Source organism: Sandaracinus amylolyticus (assembly GCF_000737325.1).
GTDB lineage: Bacteria > Myxococcota_A > Polyangia > Polyangiales > Sandaracinaceae > Sandaracinus > Sandaracinus amylolyticus.
Window position 1 is genome coordinate 1396298 of sequence record NZ_CP011125.1, and the last position, 25437, is coordinate 1421734.

Here is a 25437-nt window from a genome sequence, read left to right on the forward strand (position 1 = left end):
ACGGACGGGACCGCAGCGGAGCGGAGCTCAGTGAGGCGCGTCGATCGTCGGCGCGTCGGGCCCGGCGTGCTCGCTCGCGATCGCGAGCGCGCGCACGGCGTCGGCGCGCAGCGCGAGCAGCGGCGCGGGCGCGACGCCCGAGACGACGCCGATCGCGATGGCCGCGAGGACCACGACGCGCTCGCGCGCGACGAGGTCGCGCACCTCGGGCCCGACGAGGCGCGGCTCGCGCGCCGCGCCGTAGAACGTGGTGAAGAACGCGCGCAGCAGCGTGATGCCGTTGAGCACGGTCACGACGAGCAACACCGTCGCGACGAAAGGATGCCCGTCGAGCAGCCCGTGCAGCAGCAGATCCTCCGCGACGTACTGGAGCGATCCCGGCAGGCCGATTGCGGCGAGCGCGAGCAGGAAGAACGCGGCCGCCATGCGCGGGAAGCGAGCAGCGAGGCCGCCGAGACGACGCATCTCCGTCGTGCCGCAGCGCGCGCCGATCGCGCCGGCGATCACGAGCATGCCCGCGGTGGTGATCGCGACCGCGACCATCTGCAGCATCGCGCCGTGCACGCTGTTCGAGTCGACCTCCGCGAGCCCGACCAGCACGAGCCCGAGCTGGCTCGTCACGACGAACCCGAGCATGCGCCGCATGTCGTGCTGCGAGAGCGCGACGAACGCGTTGTAGAGCGCGCTCACGAGCGCGAGCCCCGCGAGCAGCGGGAGATCGGCGCGCGCCGCTTCGGGCAGCAGCGGGATCATCAGGCGCGCGACCAGGAACGCGCCGAGGTGCGTGCCCGCGATCATCGTCGCGATGCCGATCGGGCCGCGCTCGATCAGCACCGGCATCCACGAGTGGAACGGCGTGATCGCCTTGCGGATCAGCACGGCGAGCGCGAGCAGCACGAACACGACGTGCTGGCCCGATGGAGGCATCGGGGCCGCCGACGCGTTCGCGAGATCGAAGGGCAGCGCGGCGCCCGCGCTCGCGCGCGACACCCCGATCACGATCGCGGCGGCGACGATCGGGAGCGAGCCGAGCACGAGGTACACGTCGACCATGCGCGCGAGCTCGATGCGACGCGCGCGGTGCAGCTCCATCGCGCCCGGCACCAGGCATGCGATCCAGAACGCCGTGAGCAGCAGCACGTCGAGCGCGAGGTACACGCCGAGCGTCATCGAGAGCGTGAGCAGCACCGCGACCGACGACCCGCGGCGCGTCTCCTCGCGCGGCGCCGCGACGAGCACGCCGAGCGCGAGCAGCGACGCGAGCGGCAGGAAGGGCGCGGCGAGCCCGTCGACGCCGAGGTGCCAACGCGCGCCGACGAGCGGGACGGACGGCCCGAGCTCGACGAGGTGCGCGCCCGGCGTGCGCGCGAAGGAGAGCGCGATCGCAGAGGCGAGCGTGAAGGTCGCGGCGGCGACGAGGATCGACGCGACGCGCGCGGAGCGCTCGTCGCGGATCACAGGCAGCGCGAGCGCGCCCAGCGCGGGCAGCGCGATCAGGATCGTCAGCACCGGCGCGCTCACGGCAGCGGCTCCTCGTGCGAGCGCGGGCTCGCGGACACGGACAGCGGCTCGACTGGCTCGCTCGCGCGCGTCCAACCGCTCAGCGCCGCGACGCCGTGGCGCTCGACGCGATCGAGCGCGCGCGACGCGCGCATCACCGGCTCGACGACGAAGCGCGCGAGGATCTCGTCGACGAAGAAGCGGCGCAGCGCGAGGTGCTGCAGCCACGCGAGCGTCGTCGCCGGGAGCATGCGCGCCCAGAGGCTCGGTCGCGGCGCCGGGGTCGTCGCGAGCGCGGCGCGGATCTCCTGCGCGTCGCGCAGCGCCGAGGGCGTGCGCAGCAGCTGCAGCAGGCGCAGGAACGCGTGCGCGACCATGTGCACCAGCGCCCACGTCCAGAGGTGCAGGCCGATCTCGACGAGCATCAACCCGACCTGCGTGATGGTCGCGTACGCGAGCAGGCTCTTCGCGTCGCTCTGGGTGCGCGCCACCATCGTCGCGTGCACCGCGGTGAGCGCGCCCACGATCGCGACCGCGGCGGACGCGACGGGCGACGCCTCGAGCAGCGGCGCGGAGCGCAGGAGCAGGTACACACCGGCGTGGACCGAGAGCGCGCCATAGAAGAGCGCGCTCGAAGGAGTGGGCCCTTCCATCGCGCGCGGCAGCCATCCTCCGAGCGGCAGCTGCGCGGACTTGCCGAGCACCGCGAGGAGCAGGAGGAGCCCGATCGTCGTCGCGCTCGCGATGCCGTGCGCGTGATGCAGCCCGTGCGCGCCGCCGGCGAACGCGTCCGCGAGCTCCGCCGAGCCCGCCGCTTGGTGCAGCAGGATTCCGGCGACGAGCAGCCCGACGTCGGCGACGCGGTACGTGATCATCGCGCGCACCGCGCCGCCGACCGGACCGCTGCGATGCGAGAAGAACGCGATCAGCAGCACCGACGCGAGCCCGACGAGCTCCCACCCGACGAAGAGCAGGTCGTAGCTCCCCGCGAGCACGAGCACGTGCATGCCCGTGGTGAAGACACAGAGCAGCAGGAAGAAGCGCGCGTATCCGGGCTCGCGGTGCAGGTAGCGGATCGAGAAGCGCGCGACGAGGAAGCAGACGACGTTCGTGACGAGCGTCAACGTCAGCGAGAGCGCGTCGAGCAGCGCGCCGATCGTGAACGCGTGGCCGGGCACTGCGAACCACGTCGCGAGGTGCACGTCGCGCGCGGTCGCGCCGAGCGCGATCCACCCGCCGGTCAGCACGACCGAGAGCACGGTCGAGAGGCCGATCGACCACGACACGAGGCGCCCGATCGTCGCCTCGCTCGGCGCGCGTCGCGCGAGCATCGCGAGGCCGAGCACGCCTCCGGCGATCGCGGGTAGCGCCACGACGAGCGCGAGCGCGACGCGGAGCTCCGACAGCGTCGGTGCGACCAGATCCATCACGTTCCTCGTGCTGCGCTCGCGCGCTCGATGCGCGCCGGCGGCACGAAGCCGCTCCGTCCTTCGTACCAGTCCATCGCCCGCCTCACGACCGGCAGCGCGGTCGCATCGTGCTCGAACGGCGCGAATCCGTCGGGCCCGAGGCACGAGATCACGCGCGTCGTCGGATCGAGACAAGCGAGCCGCACCCAGCCGCGCGTCACGAGCTCCTTCACCTCGGGCTGCCGCTCCGCGATGCCGAGCACGACGTCGGGGCTCGCTTCGATCACGCAGAGAAGACGGACGGGCTCGTGCACCTCGGTCATCTGTCGCGGCAGACCCGTGCGCAGATCGCCCGTCGTCCCCTCCATCACGCCGAGCAGGCCCGCGAGGTTGTGCGGCAGCTTCGTGCCCGCGCCCCAGCGCTCGTCGTCGACGGTCGAGAAGTAGTACTCGAGGCTGATGCTCGCCCCGACGGGCACGACGGCCGCGAGGATGCGCTCCAGCACGGTGCCGCGCGCGTCGTCCTGCGTCGGATCGTAGGAGACGAGGAACGCGCGGCGATCGAGGAAGAGCCCGCGGCTCAGCGAACGCCGGCCGACGATGCACGCAGCGTTCGTCGCGTGGCCGAGCTCGGGGCGCGCCTGGCTCAGATCGACGGACCGCTCCTCGACGTGCGCGAGCGCAGCCTCGGGATCGAGGCGCAGCGGCGCGTGCTCGAAGCGGCGGCAGCGCTCGTGCGCCGAGAGCGCACGCGCGGTGTCGAGAGCGCGCTGCAGCGCAGCGAGCTCCGCGCGGAGGGCCGCAGGCACGCGCTCGACGTCGAAGAGCGTGATTCCGTCCGTCGTGGTGTCGTGCAGGCCCCCGAGGAACCACGTGCTCTCGGGGATGTCGATGCCCCGCGCGCGCAGCGCCTCGCGCACCGCGGGCTCGTTCGCCATCGCGGCGAAGGCGCGCGCGTTGGGCCCGCCGTTGCGACCTCCACACGCGCCGCAGTCGTACGCGGACTGGTGCGGGTTGTTCACGGTGCTCGCGCCGTGCCCGAGCAGGACGACGAGCGGCGCGAAGTCTCGCGTCAGGCCGAGGCTCACGAGCGTCCCGGCGACCCGATCGGCGCGCTCGGCGAGCGTGAACCCGAGCGCGTTCGGTGCGTGCTCGTGATGATGGTGCTCCTGCTGCAGCGCGAGAGCGGTGCGCGGACCGGGCAGCAGCCAGCGCTCGACGCGCTCCACCGCGCGATGCGCGAGACGTGGGAAGAGCACGCGCGCCGCGAGCGGAAGGGCCGCGAGCAGACCGACCAGCGGCGTCAGCGCAGCGCCGCGCGCCATCGATCGCGACGCGTCGGCGATCTCGTGACGGAGCCACGCGATCCACGCGCGCAGTCGCCGGCGGCGTTCCGACGCGGGCGCGTGCTCCGCGAGCGGATGTTCTTCGACGCGATGCGACGGCTGCACGACCACCGGGCACAGCGGCGTCAGCGTCGGATCGTCGAGCCCGCGGTACTGCATCGCGACCCCGAAGAACCCCGCGACACCGAACGTCACGTGATCGGGCCCGAGCGCCTCGAAGTGCCGGCGAATCCCTTCTTCGCGATCGTCGATGCAGAACGCGAGCTGGAAGCGCGGCGCCCCGGACGCGAGATCCGCGGGACGCGCGACGTTGTCCGCGAGCGCACCGAGCACCTCGCGCGCGTGGTGGTGCTCGAACGCCTCGTGCAGCACGCGCCGGCGCGTCATCGCGTCGAACTCGTCGAGCGCCGCGAGGATCCGCGCGGTCTGATCCGCGCCCGCGAGCAGCAGCGCGGGCGCCGCGATCCCCGCGAGCTGACACAGCTGGAAGAGCCGCCACGCGCCCTCGTGCGCGTTCCGTCGCTCGTCGCGCCTCCTGGTGCGCCGCACCGTCTCCGGCAGTCGCGCGATCGGTCCGCGATGTCCGATCGCGCGCGCCGACTCGCGCAGGCACTCGAGATCGAGCACCAGCCGGATCGCGAGCAGCTCGCGCAGCGACGCGCGCGGATCCCGCTCCACGCGCTCGAGGCGCGCGACCATCCCGCTCCAGCCCGACAGCACGAGCAGCACGCGCGCGACGTGGTCGTGCCACGCGTCGTGCGCGACGCCGAGCTCCTCCAGGCACGACGTGATCAGCGCGTTCGTCGACAACTCGGCGCTGGCATCGAGGCGACGCGACACCGCGCGCAGCCACGGCGGCAGGAGCGCCGGAGCGACGCCGAGGTGCGCGCGGTACGAGGCGCGCAGCCCCGCGTCGCGACCCGTCATCGGCCAGCGGGCCATGCCGCGATCGAGGAACGCGCCGAGGAAGCGCACCAGCTCGCCGTTCGCCGGGATCGCGGGATCGGGCGCGCCGATCGCGACCATCAGATCGCGCAGCGTGCGATCGTGACCGACGCGCGCGAGCAGCGTCTCTCGCTCGCGATCCTCGCTCTCCGGTGCGAGCGCACGGCACGCCGCCCACAACGTCTCGACCGCTGCGCGCTCGGGATCCCGCGCGAGCTCCGCGCGAATCGCGGCCACCCGCACGACGGGCGCGAGCACGCGATCGATCGACGCCTCGTCGCGCGCATCGAGCGAGACGAGCCAGCTCCTCGTCGTCGCGATCACGCGCGCTCGCACGTCGCTCGGCACGTCCTCGCGGAAGCGATGCGTCGCGCCGAGCTCGTCGCTCGCCCACCGCAGCCCCTGCGCGGACGCCGCGTCCACGCCGTGGCGCAGCACGAGGCGCTCGAGCTCGCGTCGGGAGATCCACACGAGCCGCTCGTCGGGCACACGGCGCGCGCGCGACGCGAGCGCGCGCTCGACGTCGCGATCGTCGATGCGTCCGTCGCGCCATGCTCTGCGATACGCGTCCTCCGCCAGGTAGCCCTCGGCGTCGTGCGTCTCGTGCGCGGCCGCGATCGCGTCGTGGAACTCGAGGTGCTGCAGCGCGTGCAGCGTGTTGTGATGGACGAAGTCGCCGATGGGCGCCTGCGCAGGGAGGAGATGCGCGGCGTGCTCGAGGGCGTCGTCGATCAGGGCGTCGAGATCCGGGAGAGGCCGCGGGCCCGAGGGAGCGCTCACGTTCGCCCCCTTCAGCATCGACCGTGCCCGCGCGTTTGCTCGTGTTCTCTGCGGGATCGCGAGGACGCTCTCGGGGAGATCCTCCCCCGCGGGGAGATCCTCCCCGGGAGCTTCTCCTCCGAGCGACGCGCATCTACACGGGTTCGTTGCAGATCTCGCCGTGGCACGAGCGCTGCTCGGCGCCGCGTCGCATGCACACGAGAGCACCCGCCGAAGGGCTCGCAGGGCTTCGCGAGACGTGGCGCGCGGACGTCGTCTCCGGCTTCCTCGTCTTCTTGATCGCGTTACCGCTGTGCCTCGGCATCTCGATGGCGAGCGGGTTCCCGCCGGTCGCGGGGATCCTCACCGCGATCGTCGGAGGCGTCGTCGCGACGTTCTTCGGCAGCGCGCCGCTGACGATCAAAGGTCCGGCCGCGGGCCTCATCGTGATCGCGCTCGGCGCCGTGCAGGACCTCGGCGGCGGCGATCCGATCCTCGGCTACCGCCGCGCGCTCGCGACGATCGTCATCGCGGGCGTCATCCAAGTCGTCTTCTCGCTCGTCCGCGCCGGCGCGCTCGGCGATCTCTTCCCGTCGTCGGTCGTGCACGGGATGCTCGCCGCGATCGGCGTGATCATCATCGCGAAGCAGGTCCACGTCATGCTCGGCGTGCCCGGCGTGAGCGGTGAGCCGCTCGAGCTCCTCGCGCGCATCCCCGCGAGCATCGCGTCGATGAACCCCGAGATCGTCGTGATCGGGACGCTCTCGCTGATCGTGCTCTTCGGCATGCCGATGCTGCCGTGGTCGTGGACGAAGAAGATCCCGCCGCCGCTCGTCGTCGTCGTGCTCGCGATGTCGCTCGCCTCGTACTTCGACCTCGGGCACGAGCACCACTACCACGTCGCGTCGCACGACTACGTGGTCGGCCCGAGCTTCCTCGTGCGCCTGCCCGGGAGCCTCCTCTCCGCGATCACGCTCCCCGACTTCTCGAGCGCGTTCGACGCGACGTCGATCCGCTACGTCGTGATGTTCGCGCTCGTCGGCTCGATCGAGTCGCTGCTCAGCGCGAAGGCGGTCGACTCGCTCGACCCGCTGAAGCGCCGGAGCGATCTCGATCGCGACCTGCTCGCGACCGGCATCGGCAACGTGATCGCGGGGATGATCGGCGGGCTGCCGATGATCTCCGAGATCGTCCGCAGCTCGGCGAACGTGAACAACGGAGCGCGCACCCGCCTCGCGAACTTCTCGCACGGCGTGTTCCTGCTGCTCTTCGTGTCCGTCGCGCCGTGGCTGCTGCAGCGGATCCCGCTCGCCGCGCTCGCCGCGATGCTCGTCTACACCGGCCTGCGTCTCGCCTCGCCGCAGGAGCTCGCGAGGACGTGGCGCATCGGGCGCGAGCAGATGGTCATCTTCGGCGCGACGCTGCTGGTCACGCTCGCCACCGATCTGCTGGTCGGCGTGCTCGCCGGCATCCTCGTGAAGACCGCGCTGCACTGGCGCAACGGGATGCCGCTGCGGAACGTGCTCCGCCCTCACGTCGAGGTGATCGAGGACGGCGAGGTCACGACGTTGCGCATCGCCCAGGCCGCGGTCTTCTCGAACTTCCTCACGATCAAGCGGCACCTCGCGCAGGTCCCGGCGCAGCGCTCGGTCGTGATCGATCTCTCGGGCACGCACATCGTCGATCACACGGTGATGGAGCGCCTGCACGAGCTGATGGACGAGTGGAACCTCGTCGGGCGGCAGCTCGAGGTGATCGGGCTCGACGCGCACCGAGGGCTCTCCGAGCATCCGCTCGCGGCACGGAAGAAGGCGCTGGAGGTCGCATGACCAGCCAGAGCTCGCTCGTCGTCGGCATCGACTTCCGCGCCGCGTCGGCGCGCGCGCTGGGACACGCGCTCGCGATGCTGCGCAAGGGATGCGCGTCGCAGGTGCACGTCGTTCACGTGCTCCCGCCCGAGCTCGCTCGCGACGAGGCGCTGCTCCACGCCGTGCCCGAGGCGATCGCCGACGTCGTCGCGCAGATGGGCGCGCGCGCGCCGAGCCGCCCGACCTGGGCCCACGTCCGCGCCGGCCGCGTGCGTCCCGAGCTGCGGCGGCTCGCGTTCGACCTCGGCGCCGACACGATCGTGCTCGGCGCGCGCCCGCAGCCTCGCGTCGCGCGCGGCGTGTCCGCGCAGGTCGTCGACGATCCGTACGCGCCGTTCTCGGTGCTCGTCGCGGGCGATCACCTCGAGCTCGACGCGCGCGGGCTCGTGGCCCGGCGCTGCGTCGCGTGCGAAGCGATCCGCCGCACGCCCGACGTCACCTGGCCGTGGTGCGTCGATCACCGTCCTCTCGGGGCCGGCCTGCCTCGGCGCCTCGACGCGCCGGACGCGTCCGATGGCCTCGGCCGCGTCGTCCACTGATCAGCGCTCGTAGCGCGGCAGGAACACCTCGAATTTGCTCCCACGCCCCGGCTCGCTCTCGACCGCGATCCATCCGCCGTGCTCGCGCACGATGCCCTCGACGACCGGCAGCCCGATCCCCGTGCCTTCGCCTTCGCCCTTGCGCGTGAAGAACGGCTCGAACAGGTGCGGCAGGTCCTCGGGCGCGATGCCGGTGCCGGTGTCCACGACCGCGACCGACACGTACCGTCCGCCCTTCGCGTGCACACCCTCGGGAGGCGTGGCGTCGCGCTGGTCGACGACGAGGTGGACGCGCCCGCCCTCGGGCATCGCCTGCAGCGCGTTGTTGATGAGGTTCGTGAGCACCTGGAGGATCTGCTGCGCGTCGGCGCGCACGCTCGCGTCGGGCGCGCGCGTCTCCACGTCGATCGTCGCGCGCTGGCGTCGCGCGAGCGGCGCGAGCGTGTCCGCCGCGTGCCGCGCGATCTCCGCGACGACGTGGGGCGCGGGCTGCGTGCTCTTGCGTCGCGCGAAGTCGAGCAGGTCGCGGATGATCCGAGCCATCCGGCTCGCCTGCTCGAGCACCGTGCGCGCGCTCGATCGCGCATCGTCGGGCACCCGATCGTCCTGCTCGATGATCCGCGCGTATCCCGACACGACGTTGAGCGGCGTCCCGAGCTCGTGCGCGAGCGCCGACGCGAGCTGTCCGACCGTGCGCAGCCGATCGGCATGGCGGAGCTGCTCGAGCGCGGCGACGCGCTCGGCATCGGCCTCCTCGATGCGCTTGCGCGCGTCCTGCAGCCGCTCCGCCATGTGGTTCATCTCGCCGGCGAGGATCCCGACCTCGCCGGCCTTCGTCGCGAGCTCCGAGCGCGCGTCGAGATCTCCGCCGCCGATGCGCCGCGCGAGCAGCGCGAGCCGCCCGAGCGGACGACCGACGAGCCACCGCACGAGGCCCCACGTGACCAGCGCCTCGAGCATCGCCAGCGTGAGCGCCTGCATGATCAGCGACCACCACCCGATCCGCTCGAGCAGCTCGTTCACCGCCTGCGGCTCCGCGAGCTCGATCGCGATCCCGCCTGTCTGCTCGAGCGGGATGTACGTGAGGACCTCTTCGCCGTGCACGCCCACGACCACCGCTCCGCGCGAGAGCGGCGCGATCTCGCGCGCCGGCAGCGCGGGCGGGCGCAGGCCGGGGTGCCCGTCGAGCGAGACGAGGCGCGCGACGATGTGCGCGGCCGCGACCTCCTCGCGATCGAGCATCCGCCGCGCTTCGTCGAGCGGATCGGCGCTGGTGTGGTCGCGCGTGATCGCCGCGTGCAATGCGTGCGCGAAGAAGCGACGATCGCGGAGCGTGACCTCGAGCAGGAGGCGCTGCTCCTCCTGCACGCGCAGGATGACGCCCACGACGAGCACGGTGGACATCGTGACGAGCAGCGTGAGCCAGAGACGGGTGGCGATCTGCATGCGACTGGATCCGACTGTTACCATCCCGGCGGCCCCATGACTGCAAGCCACTCACGCGTGCTGTGCGTCGAGGACGATCCGGCGATGGGCGCGCTCCTCGTGAAGGAGCTCGGGCGCCGCGGGTTCGGCGTGCGCCACGTCCGGAGCGCGAACGACGCGCTCGCCGCCGTCGAGGTCGAGGACTACGACGCCGTCGTGTCCGACGTGCGGCTCGGCGGCATGACCGGCCTCGAGCTATGCGAGCGGCTCGTCGCGCGACGTCCCGAGCTCCCGGTGATCCTGATCACCGCGTTCGGCGATCTCGACACCGCGATCGCCGCGATCCGCGCCGGCGCACACGACTTCCTGCCCAAGCCGTTCGAGCTCGAGGAGCTCGCGATCCGCGTCACGCGCGCCGCCGAGCTCCGTGCGCTGCGCGCCGAGGTGCGACGGCTGCGCGAGGGCATCGTCACGCCCGCGGGCATCGAGGAGATGATCGGTGAGCACGCGACGATGCAGCGCGTGGTCGCGATGATCCAGCGCGTCGCGAGCTCGGAGGCGCCGGTGCTGATCGCGGGCGAGACCGGCACCGGGAAGGAGCTGGTCGCGCGTGCGCTCCACGCGCGCAGCCCCCGCGCTGCGGGTCCGTTCGTCGCGGTGAATTGCGCGGCGCTGCCCGAGGCGCTGCTCGAGAGCGAGCTCTTCGGGCACACCAAGGGCGCGTTCACCGACGCGCGCGCGCCGCGCGCCGGGCTCTTCGTCGAAGCGAGCGGAGGCACGCTGTTCCTCGACGAGATCGCGGAGATGCCGCTCGCGCTCCAGGCGAAGCTCCTGCGCGCGCTCCAGGAGCACACGGTGCGGCCGGTGGGCAGCGACCGCGAGGTCGCGTTCGACGCGCGCATCGTGAGCGCGACGCATCGTGATCTCGAGTCGCGCGTCGCCGACGGCGAGTTCCGCGACGATCTCTACTACCGCCTCAACGTGCTCCAGGTGCGCCTGCCCGCGCTGCGCGAGCGTGGCTCCGACGTGCTCCTGATCGCGAACCACGCGCTCAAGCGCATCGCGCAGCGCAGCGGCAAGCCGGTGCGCGGCATCGCGCCCGAGGCGGCGCGCAAGCTCCTCGCGTACGACTGGCCGGGCAACGTGCGCGAGCTGATGAACGCGATGGAGCGCGCGGTCGCGCTCGCCGAGTACGACGACGTCACGGTCGCGGACCTGCCCGAGAAGATCCAGGCGTTCACGCGCTCGCACGTGCTCGTCGCGGCCGACGATCCCAACGAGCTCCTGCCGCTCGACGAGATCGAGCGCCGCTACATCCTGCGCGTGATCGAGGCGGTCGGCGGCAACCGCACGCGTGCCGCGGAGATCCTCAAGGTCGACCGCAAGACGCTCTACACGAAGCTGAAGAGCTACGGCTGGCGTCCGAGCGATCCGCCGCTCGGCGCGCCGCCGACGTGATCGATCACGCGCGCTCCTCGTGCGCCGGCGGGACGTCGGCGAACGCGTAGCGCTGGAACCACGAAGGAAACGCGCGCACCAGCGCGCGCGGTCCCTCGATCGTCAGCGCGCCCGACGCGAGCGCGCGACGCCACGCGCGGTCGCCGCGCCACCACTCGATCAGCGTGCGGCGATCGCTGCGCACGCAGATCTCGACGTCGAGCCCGGGATTGTCGTCGCAGAGGCTCACCTCGCCGCGCCGGAGCAGCAGGTAGTGCACGCGCCGTCGCGCCGGCACGTCGGTGAGCTCGAAGCGCACCACCACCGGCTCGTCGGGCAGCGCGTCCTCGTCCACTCGGCGCTGCACGTCCCAGAGGAGCGGCGCCTCGTCGAGCTCGTCGGCATCGAGCGGACCTCGCACCCAGCGCTGTCCCCACACGCCGAGCGAGCGCACCACCTCCGCGAGCTCCTCGCCCGCGCGCGTGAGCCGGTAGCTCGGCGTCGCGTCGGGGCCATCGCGCACGATCACACCCGCGTCGGTGAGCGCGCGCAGCCGCTCGCTGAGCATCGTGCGCGAGATCCGCGGAATTCCTCGGCGGATCTCGCCGAATCGACGGCTGCCCATCAAGAGCTCGCGCACGACGAGCAAGGTCCAGCGCTCGCCCACGAGCTCGAGCGATCGCGCGATCGCGCAGAACTGTCCGTATCGCTGCACGCTGCGAGCGTACGACGCCGCGCGGCGGGCGACCGGTCCGGATTCCGTACTGGTTCGTGCCCGCGTCGCGACGCACGTCTGACCGCATGCAGGACATGCGCTCTCGCACCACGACCTGGATCGATCCGCGCGCGAGCGCGGCGGCGCACGAAGGGCTGAGCGGGCTCGCGTGGCTCGAGGCGATCGTCGCGGGGCGCATCCCGCAGCCGCCGATCTCCGCGACGCTCGACTTCGTGATCGTCGAGGCGCGCCACGGCTTCGCCGCGTTCGAGGGAACGCCCGGCGAGCACGTGCTGAACCCGATGGGCTCGGTGCACGGCGGATACGCGTGCACGCTGCTCGACTCGGCGCTCGGGAGCGCGGTCATGAGCGTGCTCGACGCCGGCACGGCGTACGGGACCGTGCAGATCGGCGTGCACCTGGTGCGGCCGATCGGCGTCGAGACGGGCCGCGTGCGGTGCGAAGCACGCATCGTGCACCGCGGGCGCGCGCTCGCGACGGCGAGCGGCGAGCTCGTCGATCGCGAGGGAAGGGTGCTCGCCCACGGCACCACCACGTGCGCGCTCTTCCCGCGCGCGCGATCCTGAACGGTTCGGTCGCAACGCCCGGAGTGCGACGCGCCGGGAGCGTCTCCAGAGTCCGCCGACATGCTCGACAACCCGACCTGGTCCGCGCTCACGACGGAGCAGTCGCACCTCGCGCTGCGGCACGAGGATGCGGCGCGCTTTCCACCCGCGGTGACGACGCTCGCCGGCGCGCGCGACGAAGCCGCGCTCGATGCGCTCGCACGAGCGCTCTCACCCGGCGAGATCGTCGGCGTGTTCGCGGCCGGGTCGCTCGTGCGCCCGAGGCTGCTGGTCGAGATCGACGGTGCGCCGCTCGTGCAGATGGTGCACGAGCTGCCCGCGCCGGAGCCCGCCTCCGACGTCGAGATCCTGGGCGCGTCCGACGTGCCCGCGATGCTCGCGCTGGCCGAGCGGACGCGTCCCGGCCCGTTCGGTCCGCGCACCGTCGAGCTCGGCACGTTCCTCGGCGTTCGTGACGTCGGCGGGCGGCTCGTCGCCATGGCCGGCCAGCGGCTGCGCCTGCCGGGCACGATCGAGATCAGCGCGGTCTGCACCGATCCCGCGCACGCGGGGCGCGGCCTCGCTGCGCGGCTGATCACCGAGCAGCTCGCGCGCATCCACGGCGCGGGCGCGTCGGCGTTCCTCCACGTCCGCGCCGACAACGCGCGCGCGATCGCGCTCTACGAGCGCCTCGGGTTCCGCACGCGCCGTCGCTTCCGATATCTCGTGCTGCGCCGCGCCGATCAGGCGTAGCGCCGCACCATGCGCGCGCAGAAGTCCGCGAACTCCGCGGGATCCTTCGGCGGGCTGGTGTGATCGTCGCGCTGTCCGCGCGAGCCCGGCGTGAAGCAGAACGTGATGGTCGTCTCGAAACCTTCGAGCGCCTTCATCTGCTTGTCGAACCACTGCTCCCAATTCGGACGGTGGGAGTCCGCCCACGAGAGACCGGTGCGCAGGTGCTTGACGCCGAGCTCTCTCAGCCACTTCACCGCGGGCTCGAGCCGGTGATCCTCGAAGTGGAACCACTGGCAGATCCCGAGGTCCGGCGTGAGCGTGTGGAAGTGCTTCAGCGCGCGCTTCGGAGTGCCGTCCTCGCGCAAGAGGCCCATGTAGAAGTGGCGGTAATAGCTCGACCCTTCCGCCTCGCGATGGCGCGTCGTCGCGGGCCACGCGCGCGGCAGATCGTAGAGCGAGTACCAGTGGATCCGCTCCACCTTCCCGCGCAGCAGCTCGGCAGTGCGCACGAGCCCGAACTCCTGCACTTCCTCGGCACCGAACGTCGAGACTCCGACCTCGCTGACCCAGAGGCGCTTGTCCGTGACCGCGCGGATCTCGGCGAGCTTGTCGGGCCACTCGTGGATCTGCCAGTGGTTCCAGTCGAGCGGAAACCCGTGCACGGCGATGACGTCGACCGCGTCGACGACTCCCTCGCTCGCCATCGTCCGGATGAAGTTCGGATCGATCGGAGAGATGCCGCCCAGCACCTTGGGCAGCGAGGGGCGCTCGGCGCGGATCGCGCTCGCGGCCATCCTCGTCATCATCGCGAATTGCTTCCAGCCCGGATCCATCTGGAAGTCCCAGTGAGAGAGGTTGTTGGGCTCGTTCCAGATCATCACCGCTTCGATCACGCGGCACCTCCCTGCGAACCGTCCTCGCTCGTGTGCTCCGGGACCCGCACGCTGCGATGCACCACCCACTCGCCCGACTCGCGCGCTCGCCGCCCCTTGCGGCACACGTACACCTCGGGCTCGGGGTGACCGACGATCGTGAACCCGGTGCTGCGCAGCATCGCCTCCACGCACGCACGGTTCGGGATCCACCAGTTCGTCGGATCCTGCGAGTACTTCCGCTCGACGAAGTGCATCTTCGGATATCCGGGATCGTCGAAGATCTCGCGCTCGACGAACGGATAGTCCTCCTCGAGATCCTTCACCTGATCACTGCCGCGCTGCAGGCTCTGGAAGAGCAGCAGATCGCCGACGACGTGCTCGTGCAACAGATCGAGCGCGAGCAGCGGGTGGCGCAGGTGATAGAGCACGCCCATGAAGATCACGAGATCGAATCGCTCTCCGATCGCGCCGACCTCGTAGACGCTGCGCTTCTGGAACTCGACGTCGAGCCCCGTCAGATCGGCAGCGAGCCGTGCCTGCGCGAGATATCGATCGTCGCTGTCGATCCCGACCACGCGCGACGCCCCACGGCGCTTCATCTCGAAGCTGTAGAACCCCGCGTTGCACCCGACGTCGAGCACGCTGCGGCCCGTGAGATCGTCGGGAATCGCGTGGGCGAACCCCGCGAATTTCACCCGCGGATAGTCACCCAGGAAGTGCTCCGGCGCGGTCATCACGCCGGCGAGCTCCATGTTGTGGAACCACGGGCCGAGCTCGCGGATGCGCCGCTCTGCCTCCGCGCGCGACACCTCGCTCTGGGCGCGTCGCGCCGTCCGTTCGGTCTGCATCGACATCGTCGGCCCCTCTCGTCGTGGAAGATCAGGCGGTCGCGGACGTGGTGCGCGCGCGCGCGTCGAGGATCTCGCGCGTGAGGCGCTCGACCGTCTCGGCGCGGTGCGCGGCGGTGTGCTCCGCGAGCACGCGGTCGCGCGCTCGCTCGCCGATGCGGCGGCGCTGCTCCTCGCCCATCCCCTGCAGGATCGCGAGCGACTCCTCGGTGCTGCGTGCGACGAGGATCTCCTCGCCGGGCACGAAGAAGGTCTCGAGCCCCGGCCACTCGTCGCTGACGATCGGCACCGCGCACGCCGCGGCCTCGAAGAGGCGCACGCTCGGCGAAAAACCCGCCTCGATCATGTCGCGACGCGTGACGTTCAGCGTGAAGCGCTGCGCGTTGTAGTAGGCGCGATGCTCGCGCGGCGCGAGGTGGATCTCGCGGCCGACGTTCGCCGGCCAGCGGATCGCATCCGGGTACTGCGGCCCAGCGACGTGGAAGCGTCCTTGTCGCCAGCGGCGCGCGGGCTCGAGCAGCAGGCGCTCCAGCGTCGGCTGTCGATCGTCGCTGTAGGTGCCGAGATATCCCATGTCCCAGCGGACTCCGGCATCGGGATCGGGCGCGTACAGACCGGGATCCACCGAGCAGTGGAGCGCCTCCGCGCGCTTGGCGCCCCAGCGCTTCTCGAGCACGCGCAGCGTCGGCCCGCCGGTGAACGAGAGATAGAGATCGAATTCCGGGATGAGCGACGGAGTCAGATACTCCTCTTCGCCGCGTGCCAGTCGCGCCAGCGTCACCGGCGTATCGATGTCGTAGAACGCGACCGCGCCGCGCGCGGTGCGGGTCGCCCAGCGGCCGACCTCGATCCCCTCCGGGACGTACGAGCCCACGACGACCAGATCGGCGTCGCGCACTTCGCGCGCATACGCCGAGCGCAGCTCCTCGAGCGAGCGATAGAGGCGCGTCGTGCAGTAGGGCGGCTCGGGCATGTCCCGGTTCGCCGCGTAGAAGTCGAGATCACGCTCGAGGAAGAGCACGCGGTGACCGCGCGCCGCGAGCTCGCGCACCAGCCCGCGATAGGTCGTCGCATGCCCGTTGCCCCACGAGCTCGTGATCGAGAGGCCGAGGAACACGTAGTCGAACGCGCTCACGTCGCTGCTCCCAAGCTCACCGGGGCTGCGATTCCGCGCTCGGTCGCGAGGCCCTGCACGAGCGCGCGCTCGACCTGCTCGGCGCGCTGCGCGTACGTGTGGTGCGCGATCACGCGCCTGCGCGCGGCCTCGCCGATCGCGCGCGCACGCGCTTCGTCGAGGCGGCGGACGTGCTCCGCGACCTCGTCTCCGTCCTTCGCGACCAGCACCTCGCGCTCCGGCTCGAGGAAGAGCTCGATGCCCTCCCACGCGTCGGTGATCAGGCACGCGGCCGCGCCCGCCGCTTCGAACACGCGCGTCGCCGGCGAGAACCCGACGTTCGCCATGCTGTCGCGCGCGACGTTGAGCACCGCGAGGCACGACGCGTTGAACGCGTTGTGATCCGCGGTGTAGACGTGGCCGACCTTGATCACGTTCGGCGTCACGTGCTTGTCGCCCCAGCCATTGCCGCCGAGGACGAACCGGCGCTCGGGGGACGTCGACGCAGGGCGCAGGAAGAACTCCTCGATGCGGCGCTCGCGATCGGGCAGTCGATTCGCGAGCAGGCCGAGATCACCGCGGAAGCGCGCGTCCGGCGTGCCGGGGAAGTGCGTGTCGGGATCGAGCGCGTTGTAGATCGGCAGACAAGCGCGCGCGCCGAGCGCGAGATACCGGCGCACGACGGGATCGCCGCCGCCGTAGGTGAACACCGCGTCGTAGCGCGGCAGCGCGCTGCGGAACGGATCGCGGGTGTCGCCCTCGATGCGATCCAGCGTCGCCGCCGCGTCGACGTCCCAGAAGATCGCGAGCTGTCCCGGGCGCCGCACCTCCGGGACGCCGGCCTCGAGCAGCGCGTCGTACACGCCGACGCCGCTCGCCTTCACGATGACGTCCGCGTGCTGCGCCGCGATCGTCAGCTGTCGCAGCGCGTCGCGCTCGTCGTCGCCGCGATAGACCACCACGCGGCACCACGGCGGATCGTCGATGTCGCGATGCTTCTGGCGATCGTAGGCGTCGGGCTCGTAGAACGTGACGCGGTGTCCGCGGGCCGCGAGCGCGCGCACGATGCCGCGGTAGTAGGTCGCCGCGCCGTTCCAGTACGCGGAGACGATGCTCGATCCGAAGAAGGCGATGTCGAGAGAGGCAGTCATACCGGCTGGGTCTCCAAGGGCGCCCGCTGCTCGCGCCGGATGCGATCGACGATGGCGAGGAGCTCGTCCGCGCGATGCGCGCAGGTGTGTCGGGACAGGACTCGCTCGCGGCCCGCGCGCGCGAGCGACGCCGCGAGCGCCGAGTCGGAGAGGATCCGCTGCAGGTGCGCGGACATCTCCGCGCCGTTCTGCGCGAAGAGGAAGTCCTGGCCGCGCCGGAAGAGACCCTCGGTGTCGCGCCACGGCGCGCTCACGAGCGGAATGCCGCACGCCATCGCCTCGAACGGGCGGATCGTCGGAATCCCCCTCAGCCGCTCGGCATAGGGGCGACGCGGCACGTGCACCGTGACCCGCGCCTTCGCGAACGCCTCGGGCACGCGGTAGTTCGGGAGCCACCCGCCGTACTCCACGCCTGCGTCGTGCAGCGCGGCGAGCGCGCGCTCGGGATAACGCACTCCGTGCACACGGGCGCGCAGTCCGAGGCGCTTCACCGGGCCCAGCAGGAACTCGTGCAGCTCTTCTTCGCGCTCGTCGTCGCCCCAGTTTCCGATCCACACGAGATCGAGCTCTTTTTCGATCTCGGGGCGCGGCACGAACACCCGCGCATCCGCGGCCTCGTGGAAGACGAACGCGCGCTTGGCCCACTTGTGCTGCAGATACAGATCACGAATCACCGCGCCGAACGCGAGCACGGCGTCGTAGTGCTGCAGATCGTATCGCGCCATCGACTCCACCTCGGTCACCGAGCGATGGTGGGTGTCGTGGAAGAGCAGCGTGTATCCGAATCGCGCCTTCGCCTCGCCGAGCCGTCGCACCAGCTCGTGATCGCTCCACTCGTGGACGATGACGACGTCGGCATTCCCGACCGCGGCGTCGAGATCGAGCCCCCGCAGATCGTATCGAGTGCAGTCGAGCGCGGGATAGACCTCTCCGACCGCAGCGAGCGGCGCTTCGCCGTGATCGCGGACGAGGTTCTCGAGGCTCCACGCGTCGTGTGGCTCCCAGACCTTCACGTCGTGTCCGCGCGACGCGAGCTCGGTCACGAGGCCGCGCAGGAAGTGCGCATTGCCGTGGTTCCAGTCGGACAGGAGTGAGTGACAGAAGAGCGCTATGCGCATGAGGCAGCCCTTCGAGCGCGCCGGGTGAGCAGCGCGGAGTAGAGGTCGAGGTACGAGTCGGCCATCACGTCGGGCCGGGCGAGCTCCAGCGCGCGACGGCGCGCGCGGAGAGCGAGATCCGCGCGCACCGTCGGCGCGTCGATCAGGCCCTCGATCGCGATGCGGAGCGCGACGGGATCGTCGGGATCGACGTATCGCGCGGCATCGCCCCAGATCTCGCGCAGCGAGGGCACGTCGCCGAGGACCAGCGCGCACCCCGAGAGCGCCGCCTCGAGCGCCGAGAGCCCGAACGGCTCGTATCGCGCGGGCAAGGCGTAGATCGCGGCGCGCGACATCCACGACGCGATCTCGTCGGGTGTCAGCACCCCGAGCGACGTCGCGCCGCGGAACGTCACGCGCTCTCCGTCCGGCCCGACGTCGCTCCCCGCGATCACCACGTCCCACGGGAGATCGCCCGCGATCGCATCGAGCGACGCGACGTTCTTCGCCTCGTCCCACAAGCGTCCTGCTGCGAGCACGAGCGGCTCCTTCGCGTCCGCGGGCGCGTAGCGCGTCGGATCGATCGCGTTGGCGATCACGCGCGCGCGCCGCTGATGCGCGCGCGCGGGATCGTGCTCCGCGAGGAACGCGTCGAGCATCGCGCGCGTGGGCGCCGCGATCGCGTCCGCGCCGGCGAGGCCGTCGCGCACTGCCGCGCGGTATCGATCCCAGTCGCTCGGTGCAGCCTCGCGCTTGCACGCGCGCCACCACGTGCAGACACAGGAGTGCGCGACCATCAACACCGGCGCTTCGAAGCGAAGCGCGCAGTGGGAGAATCCATTGACGTGCACCACGTCGGGCGCGACCACGCGCTCGAGCGCCAGCAGCCACTGGCCCGCGGACTCGACGTCGGCCCACGGATCTGGCGCCCACTCCAGAGCGAACGCGCCCTCGTGGAGATCGACGATGCTCTCCGCAGCTGCGCGCTGCGCGTTCGTCGGCGGCGGGCCCATCACCGCGAGCGTGGTGCGCACGGCGCGGGCGGAGAGCGCACGAGCGAGGTCGAGCGCGTACGTCCACACGCCGCCGACCGCGTCGGCCGTCATCAGGACGCGCTCCGGGCGTGTGTTCATGCGCCCTCGAGCTCCGGCCGCTCGAGCTCGCCGATCCGGCGCGGCTGCGCGTCCTGGATCTCGCTCATCCGGCCGAACTCGTTCAGGTAGTGATCGACCGCGCGCTCCCACGCTTCGTCGTCGGGCGCGCCCCAGCGAATGCCGTACTCGGGCGAACCGGGATACGGAAAGAGCGGCACCGGATCGTTCGCCCAGACTCCGTGGCTGCGAAGGTGATCGCGCCAACGGCGCACGTCGTCCGCATGATCGGCGCGCGAGTCGAGCAGATTGGCCTGCACGAACGCGACGCTCTTCTTCGCGTGCACGAGCAGCGCGCTCAGCTCGTCGGTGCTGAGCTTGCACTTCTTCTGCAGCAGCGAGCGCCCCTCGGGCGTGATGCTCTCGATACCGGCCTCGATCGACACGCACCCCGCCATCCCGAGCAGGTCGAGCTGCGGCTCGCTCCAGTTGTCGACCCGGAGCTGCACGCCGAACGCGACGTCGCGCTCCGCGATCCCGCGCAGCAGCGCTTCGTCGGGCAGGAAGATCTCGTCGACGAAATAGACGTACTCGACGCCGCGCTCGATCATGGCGTCGAGCTCCGCGAGCACCACGTCGAGCGGGCGCTTGCGATATTTGTCGCGGTAATTCTCCTTCGCGCAGAACGTGCACTTGTACGGGCACCCGCGCGACGCCTCGAGCTCGCCGCCGGGCTTCTCGGGCTCGCGGTCGAAGCGGTGATGATGGTGCGCGTGTCGCGCGAGGAGCGCGGGATCCCACGTGAGCGCGGGGAGCGACTTCATGTCGCTCGCGTGTGGCGCGCCCTGCACGACGACGTCGCCCGACACGCGATGGGCGATCGACGCAATCGAGCCCCATTGCGCGCGATCCTTCTCGACCAGCTCGGGCACGATCTCCTCGCACTCGCCGAGGATCACCGCGTCCACGCCGAGCTTGCGCAGCGCCGCGCGAGGCGTCGTCGAGCAGTGCGGACCGGCGGCGAGCATCCGTCCGCCGACCTCGCGCAGCGCGCGCACGGTGCGCATCGGGATCGCGAGCTCGGGCGGCGCGCAGCGCCAGAACAAATAGCTCGGCGCGGTCACGACGAGCGTCGCGTCCGGCGCGAACGCGGCGACGCGCTCCTTCATCGCGTCGAGCGTGAGCCCCTCGAGCTGTCCGTCGACCAGCAGAGCCTGGTGCCCGCGGGCCTCGAGGACCGCTCGCGTGTACCCCAGCTCGAGCGGCAGGTGCGGTGATCGGCACCCGAAATAGATGCTGCCTTCGAAGCTCCAGGGCGGATTGACGAGCGCGACTTTCATTCGACGCCTCGGGCGTGGATGTCGGACGAGAGAGACTCGAAGACAGGCACCTTCGCAATCGAAGATGCCTGTCTCGGGAGGAACCTCGAGAAGAACGACGCCGGATCGCTACTCTGCGACTCCGTCGATCGCGGGGTGGACCGCCGCCTGACGGCGCGAGGGATCGCGCAGCCACGCGAACAGCCGCTCGACGCCCTGTCGGACGTCGGTCCGCGGGCGCCACCCGATCGCACCCGCGAGCTTGCGCGGATCGCTGACGTACCAGCGCTGATCGCCGATGCGGACGGGGGCGTGCTTCACGTCGGGGCGCTTGCCGCCGAGCTCGCGCACCAGCTCGAGCAGCTCGACCAGGCTGATGGTGTTCTCGGGCCCGCCGCCCACGTTGAACGCTTGTCCGCGCACCAGCTCCAGCTGATCGAGCGCGCCGAGCATCGCATTCACGAGATCGTCGACGAACAGGACGTCACGCACCTGCATGCCGTCGCCGTAGAGGACGATCGGCTCGCCGCGCAGCGCGCGGATCAGGAAGTGGGCGACCCAGCCCTGATCTTCGGTGCCGAACTGCCGCGGCCCGTAGATGCAGCTCATCCGGAACACGACGCTCGGCAGTCCGTAGCTGCGCGACCAGTCGAGCACCATCTGGTCCGCGGCGCCCTTGCTGCAGCCATACGGAGAGTGGAAGTCGAGCGCGCGCGCCTCGCCGATGCCGGTCGAGGAGAGCGCGGTGTCGACCGGCATCCAGCGACTGCCACGCAGCTCGAGCGGCACGTCGGAGAGCGAGCCGTAGACCTTGTTCGTCGACGTGAAGAGGACCGGAATCTCCTTGCCCCGCGCGCGCACTGCCTCGAGCACGTTCAGCGTGCCGCGCGCGTTCACGTCGAAGTCCGCGATCGGATCGAGGAGGCTCGTCGTGACCGCGACCTGCGCCGCGAAGTGGAACACACGATCGGCGCGCGCGATCACGCGGCGTACGGCGCTCGCGTCCCGCACGTCGCCGACGACCAGCGACACCCGCCGTCCGTGCTGCTCGCGCAGCCACTGCGCGTTGAGCTGCACGTTGCCGCGCGCGAGGTTGTCGAAGAGCACCACCTCGCCGCCCGCGCCCGCGATCGCGTTCGCGAGGTTCGCACCGATGAACCCGGCGCCTCCGGTGATCACCGTCACGCCCTCGGGCACCGGCACCGCCGACCGCGCGACACGCACGCTCGATCGCGATGCGTGCCCGTTGCCGTGCGACTTCCCGTTCCCGTTTCCGTTCTTCGCGGTCACAGCGTCAGCCCCCGCGCCGAGAGCTCCGCCTTCGCCTCGAGGACCGCGTCCTTCGCGCTCTTTCCCTCGAGCCATCCCGCGAGCTCGCGCAGCCCCGCTTCGAGGCTCACGCGCGGCTCGTATCCGAGCGTCTTGCGCGCGAGCGCGATGTCCGCGACGCAGTGGCGGATGTCGCCCTTGCGGTACTGACCGGTGATCTCGGGGTCGACGCGTTTGCCCACCGCGTCGGCGACGCGCGCCGCGATCTCCGACACGGTGTACGCGTTGCCCGAGCCGACGTTGATCGCGGAGTCCACCGCCTGCTCGCGCTCCATCGCGAGCACACACGCCTGTGCGACGTCGTGCACGCTGACGAAGTCGCGGCGCTGCTTTCCATCTTCGAAGATCATCGGCGCCTTGTCGTTCAAGAGGCGCGACGAGAAGATCGCGAGCACGCCCGTGTACGGATTCGAGAGCGCCTGTCGCGGCCCATAGACGTTGAAGAAGCGGAGCGCGACCGTCGGAATGCCGTAGGCCCTCCCGATGATCAGGCTCATTCGCTCCTGGTCGTACTTCGAGAGGGCGTAGACCGACTCGAGCGCAGGAATCTTGTCCTCGTGGGTCGCCACCGGGACGAGGACGTTCCCGCGCGCGTCGCGGAGCTCCCAGTCCCGCCGCTCGAGCTGCGCGAGGGAGCGCGACTGGCCGGGCACGATCGATCCGTCGACACGCTCGTAGAGACCCTCGCCGTAGATGCTCATGCTCGACGCGACGATCACGCGCCGAGGAGGTCGCTGCGCGAGCACCTCCATCAGGACCGAAGTCCCGACGTTGTTCACCGAGGTGTAGTCCTCGATTCGATACATGCTCTGGCCGACGCCGACCAGCGCCGCGAAGTGATAGACGACGTCGATTCCGCGACAGGCCTTCTCGACCGCGGCGCGATCGCGGACGTCACCGATGATCAGCTCGACGTCGCGCGAGAGATACTCCGGCCGCTTCTGGGAAGGTCCGTGGACCTGCGGGTGGAGGCAGTCGAGCACACGGACGCGGTGACCTTTCGCGAGGAGCGCGTCGGCGACGTGGGATCCGATGAATCCCGCGCCACCGGTGATGAGGACGTTCTCTCCCATCGCGAACACCGCCGTAGGGTGAGGGAGCCAGAGTGGCTCGTTGAGATGCGCCGGGTCGCGGACTGCTGCGCTCCGGAAGGTCCAGTGTTGTTTGCGACAGTGATGCCACTCCGTGGGTGCGCGATGCGACAGCGATCGTTCTACTTAGCCGGTTCTCGACATCCGCTCTCGCCGCCTGCTCGCCACGCGTGTGACATTTCGCCTCCACAACGCGCGCCCGTTTCGGGCGCACCGCGCCACGTGCGGAGTCAGTCGTAGTACTCGTGACCGAGGTGCGAGATCACCTCTTCACCGCGGAGCCAGCGAAGCGTGTTCTTCAGCTTCTTCAGCTGGATGAAGAGGTCGTGCTCGGGCTTCAGGCCCGGCGCAGCCATCGGGCTCTTGAAGTAGAAGCCGAGCCACTCCTGGATTCCGGAGAGCCCAGCGCGCTGCGCGAGATCGAGGAACAGCGCGAGATCGAGCACCAGCGGCGCGGCGAGGATCGAGTCACGACACAGGAAATCGACCTTCATCTGCATCGGATATCCGAGCCATCCGAACAGATCGATGTTGTCCCAGCCTTCTTTCGCGTCGCCTCGCGGCGGGTAGTACTCGATTCGGACCTTGTGATAGAGGTCGCCGTAGAGCGCTTTGTGACGCTCGGGCTCCAGCACGCCCTCGAGCACGCCGAGCTTCGTCGCTTCCTTGCAGCGGAACGAGTCGGGATCGTCGAGCACCTCGCCGTCGCGATTGCCGAGGATGTTCGTCGAGAACCAGCCGCGGATGCCGAGCATGCGCGCCTTCAGCCCGGGCGCGACGATCGTCTTCATCAGCGTCTGCCCGGTCTTGAAGTCCTTGCCCGCGATCGGCACACCGCACTCTCGCGCGAGCGCGACCGCCGCAGGAAAATCGACCATCGCGTTGGGCGCGCCGTTCGCGATCGGCACGCGCTCTTTGATCAGCGCCCACGCGTAGAGCTGCGACGCGGGGATCGCCGCGTCGTCCTCGAGCAGCGCGCGCTCGAATCCGTCGATCGTCTGATGAGCGCCGTTGATCGTCGGCAGGACCTCGGTCGATCCACACCAGATCGCGACACACCGCGAGACGCCGGTGCGAGCGCGGAATTCGCGCACGTCCTGGCGGATCTGCTCGACGAGCTCCGCCTTGTGACGCGCCTTCTTCACGTGCGTTCCCTGCAGGCGCTTCACGTGGCGCGGGTCGAACGCGCCCGGCATCGGCACGACGCGCGCGAGCTCGTCCTTGACGGCGTCGAGGTGCTCGCGCGAGAGCACGGCCGCGTGCTCGGCGGTCTCGAGCGCGTTCTCCGGGAAGATGTCCCAGCCACCGAACTCGAGATCGCCGAGCTGCGCGAGCGGCAGGAATTCCTGCAGCGTCGGCACCCGATGATCGGTGCGTTTCCCGAGCCGGATCGTCCCCATCTGCGTGAGCGATCCGATCGGCGCTGCGAGCCCGCGCCGCGCGAGCATCGTGCCCGCGACGAAGGTGGTCGCGACCGCGCCCATGCCGGGCAGCAGCACTCCGAGCTTGCCCTCTGCGTTCGGGATCGAGTCGGGTTTCTTCATCGTGAGCCGGCGTGGGCAGCACGCTGCGTGCCCGGTTCCGACGCCGCACGAACGAGTCGATCGCCGCGCGCAAAAGGCACGATCGCGGACGCCGAGAGCCCGGACGCTGCGCCGTAGAGCAGCTCTTCGAGAGGGACTCCGAGCACGAAGACTGCGCTCAGCTCTCGAGTTCTCCACACGCTGTGGAAAACGTGTGGATCGACGATCGCGAGAGCCAGACAGGCACTCTGATACACGACCATCGTGATCAGTGCGCCTGCGATCGAGGGCACGATGAGGTCGGGACGAGCGAGCCAGACGCTCGCGCCCGCGGCGACCATCGCGATCAACGCTGCATAGATCGCCGGCACGCCCGCGATCACGAGCGCGCTCGTCACCACGACGGCGACGGCGCCGGGGACGAGCAGGCGCCGGAGCACGGCGGTAGCGCTCCGAGAGAGCTCGCCGATCGGTGCCGGCGTCGCGCGCGCGACCACCGGGTACGACGCGACCGACGCGGCCGCGAGCGCGGTCACGAAGAGCACGTCCTCGATGCCGAACCCGATGCGGTCGGCGAGGTCGAAGAGGAACGCGGGCCGCCAGTACTCCGGATAGAAGAGCGGCTCGGTCAGCGCGAACGGCAGCGAGAGCAGCGCCGCGAAGCGGATCGACGCGCGCAGATCGCGGCGCACGAGGTACGCGAGCGCGCCCGGGATCGCGAGCACGAGCGCGAGGAACAAGAACGCGTGACGCAC

General features: G+C 70.9%; 21 protein-coding genes. 5 read left to right on the plus strand and 16 right to left on the minus strand.

The window, feature by feature from the left end:
* Positions 1-27: 27 nt before the first annotated feature.
* From DB32_RS05840 to DB32_RS05850, 3 genes are read right to left on the minus strand one after another with little or no spacing between them, the layout of a single operon-like run.
* Positions 28-1521, minus strand: coding sequence for a complex I subunit 4 family protein (locus tag DB32_RS05840; protein WP_053231435.1), 1494 nt, complete (start codon positions 1519-1521; stop codon positions 28-30).
* Positions 1518-2927, minus strand: coding sequence for a proton-conducting transporter transmembrane domain-containing protein (locus tag DB32_RS05845; protein WP_053231436.1), 1410 nt, complete (start codon positions 2925-2927; stop codon positions 1518-1520). Before DB32_RS05845 ends, DB32_RS05840 begins: the two co-directional genes overlap by 4 nt.
* Positions 2927-5980 (minus strand): YbcC family protein, encoded by a 3054-nt coding sequence (locus DB32_RS05850; protein WP_240481161.1) that lies wholly within the window; start codon positions 5978-5980, stop codon positions 2927-2929. The genes DB32_RS05845 and DB32_RS05850 overlap by 1 nt, the downstream gene beginning before the upstream one ends.
* 191 nt (positions 5981-6171) lie before the next feature.
* On the opposite strand from DB32_RS05850, the gene DB32_RS05855 reads away from it, so the two are divergent.
* A complete protein-coding gene (locus DB32_RS05855) occupies positions 6172-7788 on the plus strand; it encodes a SulP family inorganic anion transporter (protein WP_053238693.1) in 1617 nt (538 codons plus the stop codon).
* Complete coding sequence (locus tag DB32_RS05860; RefSeq protein ID WP_053231437.1) at positions 7785-8366, plus strand: universal stress protein; 582 nt, start codon at positions 7785-7787, stop codon at positions 8364-8366. Before DB32_RS05855 ends, DB32_RS05860 begins: the two co-directional genes overlap by 4 nt.
* Here the strand turns inward: DB32_RS05860 and DB32_RS05865 are convergent, their stop codons facing one another.
* The gene (locus DB32_RS05865) at positions 8367-9812 is read right to left on the minus strand and encodes a sensor histidine kinase (RefSeq protein WP_053231438.1); all 1446 of its coding nucleotides are present in this window, start codon (positions 9810-9812) and stop codon (positions 8367-8369) included.
* A 36-nt stretch (positions 9813-9848) separates the two neighbouring features.
* On the opposite strand from DB32_RS05865, the gene DB32_RS05870 reads away from it, so the two are divergent.
* Positions 9849-11249, plus strand: coding sequence for a sigma-54-dependent transcriptional regulator (locus DB32_RS05870; RefSeq protein ID WP_053238694.1), 1401 nt, complete (start codon positions 9849-9851; stop codon positions 11247-11249).
* Positions 11250-11253: 4 nt separating this feature from the next.
* Here DB32_RS05870 and DB32_RS05875 read toward each other — a convergent pair whose 3' ends face one another.
* Positions 11254-11943: a winged helix-turn-helix transcriptional regulator gene (locus DB32_RS05875; RefSeq protein WP_075097458.1), complete on the minus strand. Its 690-nt coding sequence runs from the start codon at positions 11941-11943 to the stop codon at positions 11254-11256.
* A 95-nt stretch (positions 11944-12038) separates the two neighbouring features.
* Between DB32_RS05875 and DB32_RS05880 the strand changes: the two genes are divergently transcribed.
* Positions 12039-12530 (plus strand): PaaI family thioesterase, encoded by a 492-nt coding sequence (locus tag DB32_RS05880; RefSeq protein ID WP_053238696.1) that lies wholly within the window; start codon positions 12039-12041, stop codon positions 12528-12530.
* A 60-nt stretch (positions 12531-12590) separates the two neighbouring features.
* Positions 12591-13262 (plus strand): GNAT family N-acetyltransferase, encoded by a 672-nt coding sequence (locus DB32_RS05885; RefSeq protein WP_053231439.1) that lies wholly within the window; start codon positions 12591-12593, stop codon positions 13260-13262.
* Here DB32_RS05885 and DB32_RS05890 read toward each other — a convergent pair.
* From DB32_RS05890 to DB32_RS05940, 11 genes are all read right to left on the minus strand, one after another.
* Positions 13253-14137, minus strand: coding sequence for a beta-xylosidase (locus tag DB32_RS05890; RefSeq protein ID WP_240481162.1), 885 nt, complete (start codon positions 14135-14137; stop codon positions 13253-13255). The genes DB32_RS05885 and DB32_RS05890 overlap by 10 nt on opposite strands.
* Positions 14134-14967: a TIGR04290 family methyltransferase gene (locus DB32_RS05895; RefSeq protein ID WP_083458471.1), complete on the minus strand. Its 834-nt coding sequence runs from the start codon at positions 14965-14967 to the stop codon at positions 14134-14136. The genes DB32_RS05890 and DB32_RS05895 overlap by 4 nt, the downstream gene beginning before the upstream one ends.
* Positions 14968-14998: 31 nt before the next feature.
* Positions 14999-16102 carry a CgeB family protein gene (locus tag DB32_RS05900; protein WP_053231440.1) on the minus strand — a complete coding sequence of 368 codons (1104 nt, stop codon included), beginning with the start codon at positions 16100-16102 and terminating at the stop codon, positions 14999-15001.
* Entirely contained in the window at positions 16099-17232 is a 1134-nt protein-coding gene (locus DB32_RS05905; protein ID WP_053231441.1) for a CgeB family protein, read from the minus strand. The genes DB32_RS05900 and DB32_RS05905 overlap by 4 nt, the downstream gene beginning before the upstream one ends.
* A complete protein-coding gene (locus DB32_RS05910) occupies positions 17229-18350 on the minus strand; it encodes a CgeB family protein (RefSeq protein ID WP_053231442.1) in 1122 nt (373 codons plus the stop codon). The genes DB32_RS05905 and DB32_RS05910 overlap by 4 nt, the downstream gene beginning before the upstream one ends.
* On the minus strand, positions 18341-19462 hold the full coding sequence (locus DB32_RS05915) for a glycosyltransferase family 4 protein (RefSeq protein ID WP_240481163.1): 1122 nt from the start codon (positions 19460-19462) through the stop codon (positions 18341-18343). The genes DB32_RS05910 and DB32_RS05915 overlap by 10 nt, the downstream gene beginning before the upstream one ends.
* Entirely contained in the window at positions 19459-20760 is a 1302-nt protein-coding gene (locus DB32_RS05920) for a TIGR04295 family B12-binding domain-containing radical SAM protein (RefSeq protein WP_053231443.1), read from the minus strand. The genes DB32_RS05915 and DB32_RS05920 overlap by 4 nt, the downstream gene beginning before the upstream one ends.
* 108 nt (positions 20761-20868) lie before the next feature.
* On the minus strand, positions 20869-21936 hold the full coding sequence (locus DB32_RS05925) for an SDR family NAD(P)-dependent oxidoreductase (protein WP_053238699.1): 1068 nt from the start codon (positions 21934-21936) through the stop codon (positions 20869-20871).
* 89 nt (positions 21937-22025) lie between these two features.
* Positions 22026-23141 carry an SDR family NAD(P)-dependent oxidoreductase gene (locus DB32_RS05930; RefSeq protein ID WP_053238700.1) on the minus strand — a complete coding sequence of 372 codons (1116 nt, stop codon included), beginning with the start codon at positions 23139-23141 and terminating at the stop codon, positions 22026-22028.
* 248 nt (positions 23142-23389) lie between these two features.
* Positions 23390-24703: an inositol-3-phosphate synthase gene (locus DB32_RS05935; protein WP_053231444.1), complete on the minus strand. Its 1314-nt coding sequence runs from the start codon at positions 24701-24703 to the stop codon at positions 23390-23392.
* Positions 24700-25437 carry a lycopene cyclase domain-containing protein gene (locus DB32_RS05940; protein ID WP_053231445.1) on the minus strand — a complete coding sequence of 246 codons (738 nt, stop codon included), beginning with the start codon at positions 25435-25437 and terminating at the stop codon, positions 24700-24702. The genes DB32_RS05935 and DB32_RS05940 overlap by 4 nt, the downstream gene beginning before the upstream one ends.

Bases quoted from the DNA above. Each gene is read 5' to 3' on its own strand.
- DB32_RS05935 (WP_053231444.1), bottom strand. From the start codon at position 24,703: ATGAAGAAACCCGACTCGATCCCGAACGCAGAGGGCAAGCTCGGAGTG.
- DB32_RS05860 (WP_053231437.1), top strand. From the start codon at position 7,785: ATGACCAGCCAGAGCTCGCTCGTCGTCGGCATCGACTTCCGCGCCGCG.
- DB32_RS05865 (WP_053231438.1), bottom strand. From the start codon at position 9,812: ATGCAGATCGCCACCCGTCTCTGGCTCACGCTGCTCGTCACGATGTCC.
- DB32_RS05885 (WP_053231439.1), top strand. From the start codon at position 12,591: ATGCTCGACAACCCGACCTGGTCCGCGCTCACGACGGAGCAGTCGCAC.
- DB32_RS05915 (WP_240481163.1), bottom strand. From the start codon at position 19,462: ATGAACACACGCCCGGAGCGCGTCCTGATGACGGCCGACGCGGTCGGC.
- DB32_RS05880 (WP_053238696.1), top strand. From the start codon at position 12,039: ATGCGCTCTCGCACCACGACCTGGATCGATCCGCGCGCGAGCGCGGCG.
- DB32_RS05855 (WP_053238693.1), top strand. From the start codon at position 6,172: ATGCACACGAGAGCACCCGCCGAAGGGCTCGCAGGGCTTCGCGAGACG.
- DB32_RS05870 (WP_053238694.1), top strand. From the start codon at position 9,849: ATGACTGCAAGCCACTCACGCGTGCTGTGCGTCGAGGACGATCCGGCG.
- DB32_RS05910 (WP_053231442.1), bottom strand. From the start codon at position 18,350: ATGCGCATAGCGCTCTTCTGTCACTCACTCCTGTCCGACTGGAACCAC.
- DB32_RS05920 (WP_053231443.1), bottom strand. From the start codon at position 20,760: ATGAAAGTCGCGCTCGTCAATCCGCCCTGGAGCTTCGAAGGCAGCATC.
- DB32_RS05845 (WP_053231436.1), bottom strand. From the start codon at position 2,927: ATGGATCTGGTCGCACCGACGCTGTCGGAGCTCCGCGTCGCGCTCGCG.
- DB32_RS05895 (WP_083458471.1), bottom strand. From the start codon at position 14,967: ATGCAGACCGAACGGACGGCGCGACGCGCCCAGAGCGAGGTGTCGCGC.
- DB32_RS05905 (WP_053231441.1), bottom strand. From the start codon at position 17,232: ATGACTGCCTCTCTCGACATCGCCTTCTTCGGATCGAGCATCGTCTCC.
- DB32_RS05930 (WP_053238700.1), bottom strand. From the start codon at position 23,141: ATGGGAGAGAACGTCCTCATCACCGGTGGCGCGGGATTCATCGGATCC.